Raw genomic sequence first — 15,737 nt, 5'->3', positions numbered from 1 at the left:
TCGCTGACCTGGCCGGGCGCGCCCGGGACACGGCAGCGGCGGCCCGCATTGACGAGGCGCCGCGCACCGACGGGGCGCCGGAGGCGGAACTGCGGCGGGCCGCCGAGGAGGCGGTGGCCCGCAGACGGCGCACCATCGAGCATGTGCATGAGCTGGCGGACCGCGCCGACCGGGCCGCCGCCGAACGGCGCTCCGCCGCCCGCCGCCTGGACGAGGCCGAGACCGAGGCCGGCCACACCGCGCGGCGGCAGGCCGAGGCGGAAGAAGCCGCCGAGGCGGCGGGCACGGACCTCGTCGCCCGCGTCCGCGCCCACCTCGACGCCTGTGAGGAACTCGCCGTCCCCGATCCCGTGGGGCTGCTCGACGCGACACAGGACTGGGTGACCCACTGCCAGGGGCCGAACCCGGCACGGGAGGCAGCCGGTCACGCCCATCGGGCACAGGCGGCGCACCTGGCCGACCGCGCCGCCGTCCTCGGACAGGAACTGGCCGGTCTCAAGGCCCGGCGTGCCGAGGCCGAGCGGGAGCTGGCCGAGTTGGAGGCGGGCGGCCAGCGCGGGCCGGCCGCTCCGCACACCCGTACCCCTGGCCTGCGCGAGCAGGCCTCGGGCGCGCCCCTGTGGCGGCTGGTCGAGTTCCGGGACCATGTCACCGCCGGTGAACGGGCGGGTCTGGAGGCCGCGCTGGAGGCGTCCGGGCTTCTGGACGCCTGGGTGTGCCCGGACGGTACCGCCCTGCGTGCGGACGGGCACGACGTCCTGCTGTCGCCCGCGGGCCCGCTGCCCGGGAGCACGCTCGCCGACGTGCTCCGCCCGGCCGTGGACAATGGCGAGCCCCGGGCCGCGGCGGTGGGCGAGCAGACCGTCGCCCGCCTGCTCGCCGGTGTCGGGCTCGGCGCGGGCGGCGACACCTGGGTGAGCGCGGACGGCCGCTTCCGCGTCGGCGCGCTGACCGGCGGCTGGTCGAAGCAGACCGCCGTGTACGTAGGTGAGGGCGCCCGCGAGGAGGCCCGCCGGACCCGCATCACCGCCCTGCACGGCGAACTCGCCGCATACGCCGAGGACATGGCTCGCCTCGACGCCGAACGCGCCGCGGTGGTCCGGCGACGCGGCACCCTGGACGCCGAACTGGCCGGCGTCCCCGACGACGATGCCCTGCGCCGGGCACACGCCCTCGCCGCCGCGGCTGCCGACGCCGCGCACCGGGCCGGCGCCCGCCGCGACGAGCGCGCCGCCGAACTCGCCGAGGCGTCCAGCCAAGAGGCCGAGGCGGCAACCGAACTCACCGACACCGCCGCCGCGGTGAACCTGCCCACGGACCGGGCGGACCTCGCCGCCGTCCGCCAGGGCCTGGCCGACCACACCGCCGTCCTCGCCGGTCTGTGGCCCGCGCTCGGCGAGCGCGCCGACGCGGCACGGGCCCTGGCCGACGAGCGCGCCGAAGCCCAGCGGGCCGAGGAAAGGGTGGCGGAGCTGGCCCGGCGTGCCGAGGAGGCAGCCCGTATCGCGACCGCGGCCGACGAGCGTCACGCCACTCTGCGCTCCACCGTCGGCGCCGCCGTGGCGGAGCTGGAGCGGCGCCTCGCCGACACCGCCGACGCCCTCGCCGCCTGCGACCGCGAGCAGGGCAGGGCACGCGAGGAGCACACGGCCGCAGACCGGCGCGCCCACCTGGCACTCGGGCACATCGAACGCCTGGACGTGGACGTCCTCGAGGCCACCGCGGCTCGCGCCGACGCCATCGCCGCACTCCAGCGGTTCACGGCCACCGGGCTGCTCGCCGTCGCCCTGCCTGAGGCGGCCGTACCGCCCTTGGACACCGGACCCTGGGCCGCCACCCCGGCCATCGCCCTCGCCCGCGCGATCGAGAGCGACCTGTCCGGCACCGACGACTCCGACGGCGCCTGGGAACGCGTGCAGAAGAAACTCAGCGAGGAGTACAAGAAGCTCCAGGACGCGCTCTCCCGGGGCGGTCACAGCACCTCGGCGCAGATGACCGAGGACGGCATGGTCGTCGAGATCGTCTACCAGGGCCGTACCCGGGGCGTCCCCGAGCTCGCCGAGGCCCTCGCCGCGGAGGTCGCCGAGCTGACCCGCATCCTGTCCGCGCACGAGCGGGAGATCCTGGAGACCCACCTGCTGACCGAGGTCGCCGGCACCCTCCAGGAGCTGATCGGCGCCGCCGAGCGCCAGGTGCAGGCCATGAACGCCGAACTGAAGGAGCGGCCCACCTCCACCGGCATGAGACTGCGGCTCGTCTGGCGCCCCTCCCGCAAGGCTCCGGCCGGGCTCGCGCAGGCCCGCGAGCGGCTGCGCCAGTCCGCCGACGCCTGGACGGCCGAGGACCGGGCCGCGGTCGGCGAGTTCCTGCAGGCCGAGATCGCCCGCCGCCAGGCCGAGGACACCGCGGGAACCTGGCTGGAGGTGCTGACCGCGGCCCTGGACCACCGCGCCTGGCACGAGTTCGGCATCGAACGCCACCAGCACGGCAAATGGGTCCCCGCCACCGGGCCGGCCTCCAGCGGCGAGCGCGTCCTGGCCGTGAGCGTGCCGCTGTTCGCAGCGGCCTCCTCCAACTACGCCACCGCCGCCCCGCACGCCCCCCGGCTGGTCACCCTGGACGAGGCCTTCGCCGGCGTCGACGACGACTCCCGCGCCAAGTGCCTCGGCCTGCTGCACGCCTTCGACCTGGACGTGGTGATGACCTCCGAACGCGAATGGGCCTGCTACCCCCAGGTCCCCGGCATCGCCATCGCCCAACTCTCCCGCGTCGACGAGATCCCGGCGGTCCTGGTGACCCGCTGGGAGTGGGACGGGACCGCACGGGGCCGGGGCAGCGAACCGGGTCGCCCGACGGGGGGCATTCCCGAGCAGACCGGTCCACGGGCGGCTCCGGAGGCGGCCGGAACCGAGGATGCCGCGCGGGCATGAGCGAGAGGGGCACGAACGAGCGGGAGGACACCGGGGGGTGTTCGAGCAGCCCCCGGCAGCCCGCCGCACCCGTCGACCGCGACCGCCTGACCCGGCTGCTCGGCGGGCCCGACCTCGCCTGGCTGATCGACCGCGTACGCCGCCGTATGGCGCGGGACGAACCCCTCACCGGCCCGGTCACGCTGACCGCCCCCACCTCCGCGCAGCGGACCGCCGCCGAAAGGCTGTTGGGCCGCGCCCCCGGCGCAGGACACGGGCTGAGCGTTCGTCTTGAGGCCGTGGACGCCGTCCTGCGCCGCTCCGGCGTCAGCCCCGACGGCCTGGGCGCCGCCGTCACCGCCCTCACCGGACCCGTCACCCGACTGGCCGACGTGCGCGAGCGGGAGGCGCGCGCCTGGCGGGAGGCGTACACGCCGCTCGATGAACTAGTCCGTACCCACAGGCCCCAGCTGGGCGACTGGGCGGAGAGGGTCGTCTCGGACGGCCTCGTACGCCGGCTCGCCCGCACCCCGCAGGCGGCGAAGAACCTGCTGGACAACACCGCACAGGCCCTGCGCCGGCTGCCGGCCGATCCCGCAGTGTCCATGCCCGTCTTCTCAGGCGCCACCTTCGGCGACGCCCACGCCCTCGACGACGGCACCCCGCTCGCCACCCTCGTCCTGTCCGGCGCCCGCGCGCTGACCGGCTTCCCGGACGGCAACGGAGCCGAGTGGCGCCGCGAGGCATGGGCATCGGCCGGGCTCCTCAAGGATGCCCTTTCCTCCACGGTCCTCACTCTGGGCCTGCGCGGCACCCCCGCCCTGGACCGGTTGGCGGACGAGGGCGAACCCGCGGTCCTGACGCTGCGGCAGCTCACCCGGCAACCGCCGCACACGGCGTCGGCCGTCGTCCGCGTCTGCGAGAACCCGGCCGTCCTGGCCTCCGCGGCCGACGCCCTGGGCACCGCCTGCCCGCCGCTGGTCTGCCTCCAGGGCCAGCCCTCGGCCGCCGCCCTCACTCTGCTGCGCCACCTGAACACTCACGGAAGCACGTTGCGCTACCACGGTGACTTCGACTGGGGCGGCCTGCGCATCGCCTCAGCCCTGCTGCGCCGCGTCCCTTGGCACCCCTGGCGTTACACGGCAGCCGAGTATCGCAACGCGGTCGCCGCCGCCCCACTGGCTTCGCCCCTGACCGGCACGCCGACCACTGCCGCGTGGGACCCGGACCTGCCCGCGGCCCTCACCGAACTCGGCGTGCGCATCGAGGAGGAGACCGTGCTCGACGACCTGCTGGCCGACCTCGGACACTGAGCGGGGGCGGCGACGGCGCCGTGGCCGTCTCACCGGGTGCCAGTGCCGCGGCAGGAAGCGTCTCCCCGTCGAGGAGTGGCGTCCGGTGCGTGCTCTCGGCGTGCCGGGTGCAAGTCCTCGTACTGGATGTACTTGGGCAGTGCGAGGCGAGTCCTCCACACACGCAAACGGATCGCCCGCCTTCACCGGAAAACCCCCTGCGTGAGGCGACGATCCTTGCCCTTCGGACCCATGCACAAGTCACGACATCCGGGATGTTGCGTCGGTCGAACCGGGAGCCGAACGCCGCAAGGGCATCGACGACTCGCTGCGCCGCGGAGAGCGCAGCCGGCTGCAACAGCCTTGACCGGCCCTGCCGAGGCCAGCACAATGTGCGCATTTTTGAGAGCGCTCTCAAGTTGCCGTGCGAACATACCTAGGAGTAGACCCGTGGCCGCTCTGGCACATCATCGCGAGGAGCACCTCGCAGCAGATCGGGGAGGCCGGACGATCACCCGCCGGGCGCTCCTGGGGGCCACCGCCGCAGTCGGCCTCACCGCGTTCGGCGGCGGCACGGCCGCCTCGGCCGCCGACACAACGCACGCCATCGGGCCGCGAGATGCCCAGACACGTGGCTACGCCTTCCTCGATACGGCCCTGGACGGCTATCCGGACCACGGCACCATCCGCCTGGCACAGAGCTACATCGACCAGGCAGGTTTGTTCAGTACCGCGTTCACCTACGACAACGCCCTCGCCATACTCGCCTACCTCGCGCATCCCGGCCCCGTCGCGCGGACCAGAGCCGTGGCCCTCGGTGACGCACTGCTGTACGCACAGGCCCACGACCCGCAGTACGAGGACGGCAGGCTGCGCCAGGCATACAACGTGGGCCCGTATGTCTTCTACGACAGCTCCTCCCAGCCGGACGGCTTCGTCCGTGCGGACGGCACGGTGAACGTCGGCACCCAGTTCGGCTTCATCGGTACGGCCGTCGGGGACATGGCATGGGCGGGTATCGCCCTGACCGCGCTGGCGGAGCGTACCGGCGCGCGCCGTTTCCTCACCGGCGCCGTGCGGATCGGCGAATGGGTGGAGAGCGGCGCGCGGACCGATGAGCCGCTCGGCGGCTACAAGTTCGGTGTCGACAGTGGCAACCAGAAGCTCCCCTACACCGCCACTGAGCACAACATCGACCTGACCTGCCTCGTCGGCAGACTCACCCGGCTCACCGGGGACAGCAACTGGCTCCAGCGGCGCGCGCGGGCCGCAGCGTTCGTCGGAAGGATGTGGAACGCGTCAGGCGGGTTTCTTCTACACCGGCACCAACGACGGCGTCACCATCAACACGTCCGCCATTCCGGAGGACACCCAGACCTGGAGCTACCTGGCGCTTCGCGACCGCCGCCGCCCCGGGTCGCTCGACTGGGCAGCGGCCGATCTGAAGGTGCTGGACAGCCCCGACCGGCCCAACAGCACCGTTCCGTCCGGGCAGTCGTACGAGGGTGTCACCTTCAGCACCGCGTCCCTCGCAGCGAACGAGGACGCGCCCATCGCGCCGTACCAGCCCAAGCCCGACCGCAACGGCGTGTGGTTCGAGGGCACCGCACACCTCGCCCTGGCCCTGCGCGAGCGCCGCGCACCCGGCGACGAACAGCGCGCCGAACGCCTGATCGCCTCTATCGAACAGGCGCAGGACCGTCTCGGTGCCGGACAGACCGTGGGAGGCAGACCTCTTCCCGAACGGTCGGGTGTGGTCTCGGCCAGCAGTCCCCTGGACACCGGTTTCGGCTTCGGCCACTACCCCTACCGGCACACCGGCGCCACAGCCTGGTACCTGCTCGCCGCAACGCGCACCAACCCGCTCCACGCACACTGAACTCCCCTAGCGGTCAGGATGTCGCTTCAACCGGCTAGGCCCGCCCCGGATCCGCTGGGGCGGGCCCCTCGGACGCCGGTGCGGAATCGAACCACCCCACGTCACCGTGCCGCCGCTCAGGGCTGCCGGCCGGCCTTCGGGACGACGGGCGCCACTCGGCGGTGCAGCCACCGGCACTGGCCGGACACTGCCCAGTTCGCATGGGGGAGAGCGCCGACGGCCTGCACATACCGACCCCGGGGCCCCGTGCGCAGAAACTGATGGCCCCGGCGCCGTCCACGTCTGCGCGAAGACCGCCTGTGCCGGTCACTGCCGCACGGTCGACCGCCGGCGCGTCGGCGTGGGTCACGCGGTAGCCCGGAGGATCAGCCGGGTCGGGGTGATCACGGAGGACAGGGGGCGGCCGACGCCGTCTCCCTTCGCCGGTTGGCCGAGACTGCGCAGCATCAGCCGTACCATCAGCCGGCCCATCTCCTCGATCTCCTGGCGGACCGTGGTCAGCGGGGGGTTGGTCAGCTCGGCCACCTCGGCCATGTCGTCGAAGCCGACGACCGCGACGTCCTCCGGCACCCGGCGCCCGCGTTCCCGCAGGACGCGCAGTGCCCCGCAGGCCATGAGGTCGGAGGCGACGAAGACGGCGTCCAGGTCCGGGGCACGGTCCAGCAGCTCGGCCATCGCCCGTGCGCCGCCCGCTTCCGTGAAGTCCCCTTCGACGATGAGCTTGGAGTCGGCGTCCATGAGCATGTCGTGGTAGCCGTCGAGCCGGTCCACGGAGGCCGTCTGGTCCATCGGCCCGGTGATGGTCGCGATGCGTGCACGTCCCAGCGTGATGAGATGGCGCACGGCCTCGCGGGCGCCGCCGCGGTTGTCGGAGTCGACGTACAGGATGCCGCGGTCCGCTTCCGCCCCCGCCCACCCGGGGCGGCCGCCGAAGACGGTCGGAATCCCCACCCGGCGGGTGATGGCGGGCAGGGGGTCGTCGTTGTGCAGGGAGAACAGCAAGGCGCCGTCCGCGTGGCCGCCGGCGAGATAGCGGCCCACGCGGTCGTAGTCGGCCGGTCCCTCGACCAGCAGCAGCACGAGCTGAAGGTCGTGGCCGGCCAGTTCCCGGCTGATGCCGAGCAGTTGTTCGGCGAAGAACGGGTTGGTGAAGACCTTGGTCTCCGGCTCGGCGACGATGACGGCGATGGCGCCGGTGCGCCGGGTGACCAGCGTGCGGGCCGCATGGTTCGGTACGTACCCCAGTTCCTCCACGGCGCGGCGGACCTTCTCCACCAGGGCCTCGCGCACGCCGCTGCCTCCGTTGACGACACGGGAGACGGTGGCCCGGGAGACGCCGGCCCGTTCGGCGACGGCTTCCAGGGTGGGGCGGGATACGGAGTTCTGGTCGGACAAGGAACACTCCTCTCGGGACGGGAACAGCGTAGCTCCCGCGTGACCGCGTGAGAGCCCCTTGGTTAGAGAGCGCTCTCACCGATTCGTCCTACGAAAAGGCGTCCGACCGATCCGACCCCGCGAGCCCGGCGCGGCACCCCCGGCACCCGGCGGCGGTCAGTCCTGCGGCAACCTGCCGTGAGCCACCACATCCGCGTACCAGCGGGCGCTGTCCTTCGGCGTGCGGCGCTGGCTGGCGTAGTCCACGTGCACGATGCCGAATCGCTTGCTGTAGCCGTAGGCCCACTCGAAGTTGTCCAGCAGCGACCACACGAAGTAGCCGCGGACGTCCGCGCCGGCCGCCATCGCCCGGTGCACGGCCTCGAGGTGCGCCCGGAGGTAGGTGACCCGTTCGGGGTCGTGGACGGCCCTGCTGGGGTCGGTGTAGTCGTCGTAGGCGGCGCCGTTCTCGGTCACGAGCAGCGGAGTGGCCGGCAGTTCGTCCTGCAGCCGCGTCAGCAGCTCGTACAGGCCCTCGGCGTCCACCGGCCAGTCCATGGCGGTGCGCGGGCCCGGCGCGGGTACGAACCGCGCGTGGTCCTGTGCGGCCGGCCACGGTGAGGGCAGGGGGTGGGAGCCGGCAGCGACCACGGTGGGGGTGTAGTAGTTGATGCCGAGGCTGTCGACCGGGCGGGAGATGACCGGCAGGTCGCCGTCCCGCACGAAGGACCAGTCCGTGAGCTGCGCGGTGTCCGCCCGCAGGTCCTCCGGGTAGCGGCCGTGGAAGGCGGGGTCCAGGAAGATCCGGTTGGCCAGCGCGTCGATGCGCCGGGCCGCGTCCGTGTCGGCGGGGCTGTCGCTCAGCGGGCGGACCGCGGCGAGGTTCAGTGTCAGTGACACCTCGGCCGAGGGGTGCGCCTGCTCACGCAGCACGCCGAGGGCCAGGCCGTGGGCCAGGTTCAGGTGGTGTGCCGCGCGCAGCGCCGCCTCCGGCTCGGTGCGGCCCGGGGCGTGGACGCCTTCGGCATAGCCGAGGAACGCCGCGCACCACGGCTCGTTCAGAGTCGTCCAGGTCCTTACGCGGTCGCCGAGCGCCTCCGCCACGAGCGCGGTGTAGTCCGCGAACCGCTGTGCCGTGTCGCGCTGGGGCCAGCCGCCCGCGTCCTCCAGTTCCTGCGGGAGGTCCCAGTGGTAGAGCGTCAGCACGGGGCGGATGTTCCTGGCGAGGAGCTCGTCGACCAGGGCGCGGTAGAAGTCGAGGCCCTTCTGGGAGGCCGGGCCGCGCCCCGTCGGCTGCACGCGTGGCCAGGAGACGGAGAAGCGGTAGTCCGTCAGGCCCAGGTCGGCCATGAGCGCGACGTCCTCACGCATGCGGTGGTAGTGGTCGGCCGCGATGTCCCCGGTGTCGCCGTTGCGCACTTTGCCCGGCGTCCTGCTGAACGTGTCCCAGACGGACGGTGTCCGGCCGTCCTCGTCCGCTGCTCCTTCGATCTGGTAGGCGGCGGTGGCGGCGCCCCAGCGGAACGCCGGTGGGAACGTCACCGCGGAGGCGGTCGCGGTGCGGGGGTCGATAGTGGTCATCGGGGCTCCGTCGTGGTTGTTGCGGATGGTGGTGACCGGGGCTTTCCGCTTTTCTGCAGCCCTGTGGCGGTCATGGGGCGTCTTCGGCCCTGTGGCGGTCATGGGGCACCGGTCCGCTTGTCCGGGTCCGGGAGTGCGGGCAGAGAGGTATGGTGCGGCCCCGGTCGGCGGCCGCCTGGTTCCGGGGCGGCAGGCGGGGCGGATCGACCGCGCCGGGGGCGCAGGGCGGTGGACCGGGGGCCGTCCGGGGCGGGCGCGACGCGCCCGCACACGGCGGCGCGGGGGGAGCCGCGCCTACCCCTTCACGGCGCCCTGCATGATGCCGCCCACGATCTGCCGGCCCAGCAGACCGAAGACGAGCAGCACGGGCAGGGTGCCCAGCAGGGTGCCGGCCATGATGACGGACTGGTCGTGCACGTATCCCCCGCCGAGCTGCCGCAGGGCGACCTGAACCGTCGGCTCCTGCGAGGTCAGCGCGATGATCGGCCAGAAGAAGTCGTTCCACGAGGCCATGAAGGTGAGCATCGCGAGCACCGCCATGCCGGGCCGCGCGATGGGGACGACGATGCTCCAGAAGATCCGCGCTGTGGACGCGCCGTCGACGCGGCCCGCCTCGATCAGCTCGTCGGGCAGCGCCTGCACGAGGTACTGGCGCATGAAGAACACACCGAAGGCGGACACGAGCCCGGGCAGGATGACGGCCTGGAGCTGGTTCACCCAGTGCAGCTTGGCGACGACCATGAACAGCGGGATCACGCCGAGTTGCGGCGGAATCATCATCGTGCCGATCGTGAGTGCGAGGAGCGCGTTGCGCCCCCGGAAGTGCAGCTTGGCGAAGGCGAAGCCGGCCAGCGTCGAGCACAGCACGGTCCCCGCGGTCACCGACCCCGAGACGATCAGGGAGTTGAGCACTGCCTTGCCGATGTCGGCCTGCTCGAGCACCTGCTGGAAGTTGTGGACCAGGTTGCCGCCCGGCAGCAGCGCCGGCGGAGACTTCGCCAGGTCCGCGTTGGAGCGTGTGGCCGCCACGATCGTCCAGTAGAAGGGGAACGCGGAGACCAGCGCGGCGGCGATGAGGAGCGCGTAGGCGAGTCGGCCCCCGTGGTGCTGGCCTCCCGCCCGCCCCCCGCGCGGGCGGGAGGCAGGCCGGGAGGGCCCGGCGTTCTTCTTGGTGCGCTGCGGCGTGGCGAGTGCGGTCATCGCTTGGTCTCCTTACCGCTGCGGCGGCGGGCGAGGGCGGTGTTGACCAGCACCAGGAGCACGATCAGGAGGAACATCACCCAGGCGACGGCGGCCGCGCGGCCGAGGTGGAAGAAGCCCCAGCCCTGTTCGTACATGTAGAGGCCGAGGGTCTGGTACTGGTGCGAGATGCCGCCGGAGACGCTGCCCTCGAACAGCAGCGGCTCGCCGAACAGCTGGGTGGCGCCGATTGTGGACACCACGATGGTGAACAGGATGGTGGGGCGCAGACCGGGCAGCGTGACGTGCAGGAACTGCCTCCACCGGGAGGCACCGTCCAGTTCGGCGGCCTCGTACAGGTCGGCCGGGATGGACTGCATTCCGGCGAGGTAGATCAGCGCGTTGTAGCCGGTCCAGCGCCACGTGACGATGGTGGAGACGGCGATCTGCGAGGCCACGGTGCCGGACTGCCAGTCGACCGGGTGGATGCCGACCAGGCCGAGCAGATAGTTGATGAGCCCGAAGTCGCGGCCGAAGAGCTGGGCGAAGACCAGGGTGGCCGCGGCCACGGACGTGGCGTACGGCAGCAGCATGGTGACGCGGAACAGGGTGCGGCCGCGCAGCTTGTAGTTGAGCAGGTGGGCCAGGCCGAGCGCCATCATCAGCTGCGGCACGGTGGAGATGACGCCGATGGCGAAGGTGTTGCGCAGCGCGGTCCAGAAGTACTCGTCGCCGAAGAGCGCGGTGTAGTTGCCCAGGCCCCGCCACTCCATCTGCCCCGGCGTCTGGAGCTCGACGCGGTAGAGGGAGACGTACGCGGTGTAGAGCAGCGGGAACAGCCCGAAGGCGGCGAACAGGGTGAAGAACGGTGCGACGTACGCGTACGGCGACAGCCGGGCCAGGCGCCGCCGCAGGGGGGCCGGCGGTCGCGTGGTCCGCGCCGGGGCGGTGGCGGTCAGGGTCATGGGCGAGACCTTCAGTCGGGGCAGGTCGGGGGGCAGGTCTAGGGAGGTCCGTTGGGGGGAGCGGCAGGGCAGATGTCCCGAGGACAGGGCGCGAAGGACCGGCGACAGCCGGGAGAGGTCCTTCGCGCCCGGGAGGCGGTCAGCCGACCGCGTTCTCGATGCCCTTCTCCGCGTGGCTCCAGGCGGTGCCGGCGCTGGTGCCCTTCTGTTCGACCTCGTTCAGGGCGTCGGTGATCTGCTGTGTCACATCGCCGTCATGCACGCCCAGCACCTGCACGGGAGAGGTCTCGGCGGCCTTGCCGAAGATCTCGCCGGTCGGGGCGTTGCTGAAGTAGGCGTCCCTGACGTCCTTGACCGCCTCGATGGCACCGAGGCTGGAGGGGAAGCTGCCCTGCTTCTTGAAGAGCTTCTCCTGCTGCGGTGCCGCCGTCAGCCACTTGATCAGCTCGTACGCCTCCTTCGCGTGCGGCGAGCCCTTGGGGATGGCCAGGTACGAGCCGCCCCAGTTGCCCGCGACGCCACCGGGCAGCGGGGCGACGTCCCACTTGCCCTGGCCGCCGTTGCCGGCCTGGCCCTTGATGTAGCCCAGCATCCAGGCAGGGCAGCCGATGGTGGCGAAGGACCCGCTGCTGAACGCCTGGTTCCAGCCGGGCGTCCACTGCCTGAGCTTGGCGCTCAGGCCTTCCTCGGCGGCCTTGACCGAGGTGTCCCAGGCCGCCTTCACGGCCGGGCTGTCCTTGTAGACGAGCTTTCCGGAGTCGTCGTAGTAGCGCTCCTTCTGCTGGCCGATCATCAAGGAGTAGAGGCTGCCGACGCTGTCTATCCAGTGGCTCTTGGAACCGGCCTTCGCCTGGTACTGCTTGCCCAGCGCGAGGTAGCCGTCCCAGGTGGACCACTTCTTGGCCAGCTCGTCGCGGTCGGTGGGCAGTCCTGCCTTCTTGAACAGGTCGGTGCGGTAGCAGATCGCCTCGGGGCCGACATCGGTGCCCAGGCCGAGTGTGCGGCCGTCGGCCGCCGTGGCCGCCGCCCACTTGGCCGGGGAGTAGTCGTTCTTGCGGCCCTTGGCGCCGAACGCGTTCAGGTCCTCGAACTTGTCGGCCTGCTGCTGGGTGACCGCGGCGATGCGGCCCACCTCGATGCCCTGGATGTCGGCAAGACCGCCACCGCCCGCGAGCCGGGTCTGCAGCGCCTTCCAGTAGTCGTTCTCCTGCTCGGTGCTGGACTCCTTGATCGTGACGTTCGGGTGGAGCTTCTCGTACTCCGCGTACAGGCCGGCTTCCTTGAAGCCGAACGTGCCGAACAGGTCGACCGTGAGCGTGACCTTGCCGCCGTCGCTGGCGGACGAACCCGATGAACCGGACCCGCAGGCGGCGAGGAGAGCACCGGCGAGTGCGACCGCCCCGAGTCTGAGGGTGGCGCGTCTGGCGGCTCGGGAGATGGGCATGGAAGCCTCCCATGGCTTCGGGACGGGATGCGGGGCGTGACATGCTGAGAGCACCCTTGGCAAGGATTCTTGAGAGCGCTCTCAGACGGCGCTCAGGAGACTGCCGCAGCGGCGCAGGCCACGTCAAGAAACGAATGCGTAACAGAGTGGTCCGAGTCGGCCCCACGCCCCGGCTCTGCCCGCCGGGGTGCTGTCGGTGACGTTCAGGAGCGGGCTTGTTTCGGGGGAACCGGGCAGAGGGTGACCTGGGAGCGGCCTGGTGCTCCCGTGCCGGATGCGGCTGCGGCGGGGGTGATCGGGGAAGCTCGCTGATGGCGTCCCGCCGGGTGTCCGCCGGGTGGTGTAGCCGATCAAGTCACCGGAATCCGCAGGTCGGCGGCGGTGTCCCAGTGTGACCGGGCGCTCAACTCGCCTCGGCAGGGCACCTGGTGGACCGCCGCCGTCTTGGAGGAGATCACCTGGGGCCTCGTGCCGGAACGCGTCACGCTTGACCCCCTGCACCGCGACGCGGGGCGCGGCCCGCTGCCTGGCCGACCTCTCCGCAGCTCCGGACCGGACGAACCGGATCCCCTCCTCCCTTCCCCGGAAGGACTTTCTCCGTTTCATCTCTTGACAGCCGAGGTGGCCGAGAGCACATTGAGCCCTCATTCAGCGCTCGAGAGCGCTCTCACGATGCCCGCGCGTCAACTCCCCCGTACCCCGAGAGGCCCCCATGAGTGATTCCTCCGGCATCCCCCGCAGGCGGCGTTCCCTGAGGCGGGCGCTCGTCGCCGTCCTCAGCACGATGGGGCTCGCCGTGGCCGTCGCCACGGCCGCCGCGCCGTCCGCGGATGCTTCGGCTCCCGCTCCCCCGACCGGCTGGACCCAGGTCTTCCTCGACGACTTCGACGGCCCGGCCGGCTCCGGCGTCGACACGTCGAAGTGGCAGTACGACACCGGGACGTCGTACCCGGGCGGCGCCGCCAACTGGGGCACCGGCGAGGTCGAGACGATGACCTCCAGCGCGAACAACGTCGCGCTCGACGGCAACGGCAACCTGCTCATCACCCCGCGCCGCAGCGCCAACAAGTGGACCTCGGGCCGCATCGAGACCGTGCGCTCCGACTTCCAGCCTCCGGCGGGCGGCAAGTTGCGCGTGGAGGCGCGCCTGCAGATGCCGAACGTGACGGGTGCCGCCGCCAAGGGCTACTGGCCCGCGTTCTGGATGCTGGGCGCACCCTTCCGGGGCAACTACCAGAACTGGCCGGGAATCGGTGAGCTGGATGTCACGGAGAACGTTCAGGGCCTGAACACCACATGGGCGACTATGCACTGCGGTACCAACCCGGGCGGCCCGTGCAATGAGACCAACGGCATCGGCAACTCCACCGCGTGCCCGAACACCACGTGCCAGTCCGGCTTCCACACCTACACCATGGAGTGGGACCGCTCGGTGAGCCCGGAGGCGATCCGGTTCTACGTCGACGGCGTCAACTACCACACCGTCACGGCGAACCAGATGGACGCGACGACCTGGGCCAACGCCACCAACCACGGGTTCTTCGTCATCCTGAACGTGGCGATGGGCGGCGCCTTCCCGAACGCGTTCGGCGGCGGTCCCACCGGCACCACCGAGCCCGGCCACCCGATGGTGGTCGACTATGTGCAGGTCCTTCAGTCCTAGCACTGATCGCAGGGGTGGGGCGACGCTGCGTCGCCCCACCCCTGACCGTTCCCCGGCTGCCGGTCGCCATCGACGCCGCGCCCGCCGGCAGCCGGACCGGCAGGCAGAGAGCGTCCACGCCGGCCGGCAGGCAGTCGACGGTGGACAGCCGCGGGACGGAGTCTCGCAGCCCCAGAATCCTCGTCCCGGCATCGCTGTTCGCCCAGCCGCAAGGGAAAGGACCGCGGTGAGGACGGACGGCAGCGAACCGACGGCCCCAGCAGCTCCGGAACCGGCGCAGGCCGGTGTGGTCGGGCTGGCTGGGGCAGGAACAGCAGCACCCGACCATGAGAGCGCTCTCTCGGCTTGTGGTCGGCCCGACCCCATCCCCTAGACAGGCAGGCAGATGAGACCACTCGACCGCTCCCGCCGCCGTTTCCTCACCCTCACCGCCGCCTCGGCCGCGGCCCTCACCGCCCCCGGGCTCCCGGCCCTGTCGGCCGCCGCCGCGCCCCGCGGCGGCGATGGTGCCGACGGCGTTGACCCGGACCTCGGCCCGAACGTCTTCGTGTACGGCCCGGACACCCCGGCCGAGGAGATCCAGGCCACCCTGGACCGGCTCTTCGCCGCGCAGGAACGCAACGAGATGGGCGCCGACAGGTACGCCGTGCTGTTCAAGCCCGGCCGCTACGAGGTCAACGCGAAGCTCGGCTACTACACCACCGTCGCCGGCCTCGGCGCGCACCCGGACGACGTGGAGGTCCACGGCGCGGTACGCGTGATCGGCCAGCCCGACCCGAACTCGCCGGCTGGCATCTCGGCCCTCACCAACTTCTGGCGCTCGGTGGAGAACCTCGCCGTCAGCCCGACCGACTGGTCGAACCAGTGGGCGGTCTCCCAGGCGTCACCGATGCGCCGGGTGCACATCAAGGGCGTCCTCTGGCTGGAGCCCGGCAACGGCGGCTACGCCAGCGGCGGGTACATGGCCGACTCCAAGGTGGACGGCATCACCATCAACGGCTCTCAGCAGCAGTGGCTGACCCGTGACAGCGAACTCGGTGGCGACTGGACCAACGGGGTCTGGAACCAGGTCTTCTCCGGAGTGGCCGGCATTCCTGCTCATGGCCGAAATAGGTGGTATCACCTGATTGGTGCCGTGCCCTCCGTGCGCCGCGCTCCGGGACGGGCGTATCGGCGGTCGGCGTGTTCGCGCGGGAGCGCCCGCATTCCGCTGCCGGCTCGGCCCATCGGACGAGCAGTTGGGTGCTCTCCGTCGGCGGCGGCCTTGATCGTGTCCACAGATCCCGGCGCGTCCGCTGGAGTGGTGTATAGAAGGCCACTCGGTGGTCTCGTTCGTGACTATGCGGTGAGTTCGGTGGGCAGGGCGGTCTGTCTCGCCGATTTCTGTCTCCATCGGGCAGAGGCGGGCCTCGGCCGGTAGGGTCGAGTCCCCTGCAGCGGGGCCTCGGTCC

8 protein-coding genes and 2 pseudogenes are annotated in these 15,737 nt (G+C 71.9%); 5 read left to right on the top strand and 5 right to left on the bottom strand.

All coding sequences use genetic code 11. From position 1 onward, the window contains the following. The 3 genes and pseudogenes from M1E25_RS12140 to M1E25_RS12130 all read left to right on the top strand — a co-directional run. The coding region (locus M1E25_RS12140) for a TIGR02680 family protein (protein ID WP_251414004.1) at positions 1 to 2,930 on the top strand (2,930 nt) is incomplete at its 5' end. Then, positions 2,927 to 4,222: a TIGR02679 family protein gene (locus M1E25_RS12135; protein ID WP_251414003.1), complete on the top strand. Its 1,296-nt coding sequence runs from the start codon at positions 2,927 to 2,929 to the stop codon at positions 4,220 to 4,222. The genes M1E25_RS12140 and M1E25_RS12135, both read left to right, overlap by 4 nt. Positions 4,223 to 4,711: 489 nt before the next feature. Then, a pseudogene (locus tag M1E25_RS12130) lies at positions 4,712 to 6,080 on the top strand (Tat pathway signal sequence domain protein). 345 nt (positions 6,081 to 6,425) lie between these two features. Here M1E25_RS12130 and M1E25_RS12125 read toward each other — a convergent pair. The 5 genes from M1E25_RS12125 to M1E25_RS12105 all read right to left on the bottom strand — a co-directional run bounded on the left by M1E25_RS12125 (position 6,426) and on the right by M1E25_RS12105 (position 12,623). After that, the gene (locus M1E25_RS12125; protein WP_251414000.1) at positions 6,426 to 7,475 is read right to left on the bottom strand and encodes a LacI family DNA-binding transcriptional regulator; all 1,050 of its coding nucleotides are present in this window, start codon (positions 7,473 to 7,475) and stop codon (positions 6,426 to 6,428) included. Between the two features lie 156 nt (positions 7,476 to 7,631). After that, complete coding sequence (locus tag M1E25_RS12120; RefSeq protein WP_251413998.1) at positions 7,632 to 9,035, bottom strand: GH1 family beta-glucosidase; 1,404 nt, start codon at positions 9,033 to 9,035, stop codon at positions 7,632 to 7,634. A 294-nt stretch (positions 9,036 to 9,329) separates the two neighbouring features. Next, on the bottom strand, positions 9,330 to 10,235 hold the full coding sequence (locus M1E25_RS12115) for a carbohydrate ABC transporter permease (RefSeq protein WP_251413996.1): 906 nt from the start codon (positions 10,233 to 10,235) through the stop codon (positions 9,330 to 9,332). Further along, the gene (locus M1E25_RS12110) at positions 10,232 to 11,179 is read right to left on the bottom strand and encodes a carbohydrate ABC transporter permease (RefSeq protein WP_251413993.1); all 948 of its coding nucleotides are present in this window, start codon (positions 11,177 to 11,179) and stop codon (positions 10,232 to 10,234) included. Before M1E25_RS12110 ends, M1E25_RS12115 begins: the two co-directional genes overlap by 4 nt. A 139-nt stretch (positions 11,180 to 11,318) precedes the next feature. Next, positions 11,319 to 12,623: an ABC transporter substrate-binding protein gene (locus tag M1E25_RS12105; RefSeq protein WP_251413991.1), complete on the bottom strand. Its 1,305-nt coding sequence runs from the start codon at positions 12,621 to 12,623 to the stop codon at positions 11,319 to 11,321. Positions 12,624 to 13,335: 712 nt separating this feature from the next. Between M1E25_RS12105 and M1E25_RS12100 the strand changes: the two are divergent. Both M1E25_RS12100 and M1E25_RS12095 read left to right on the top strand, forming a co-directional pair. After that, positions 13,336 to 14,283: pseudogene (locus tag M1E25_RS12100) on the top strand (glycoside hydrolase family 16 protein); the annotation flags it as partial. Between the two features lie 388 nt (positions 14,284 to 14,671). Continuing rightward, on the top strand, positions 14,672 to 15,706 hold the full coding sequence (locus M1E25_RS12095) for a hypothetical protein (RefSeq protein ID WP_251413989.1): 1,035 nt from the start codon (positions 14,672 to 14,674) through the stop codon (positions 15,704 to 15,706). The last annotated feature ends 31 nt before the right edge of the window (positions 15,707 to 15,737 follow it).

Source organism: Streptomyces meridianus (assembly GCF_023703325.1).
Lineage (GTDB): Bacteria > Actinomycetota > Actinomycetes > Streptomycetales > Streptomycetaceae > Streptomyces > Streptomyces meridianus.
Note: the sequence above shows the minus strand (reverse complement) of the source record. Positions and strands in the feature narration are given on the sequence as shown.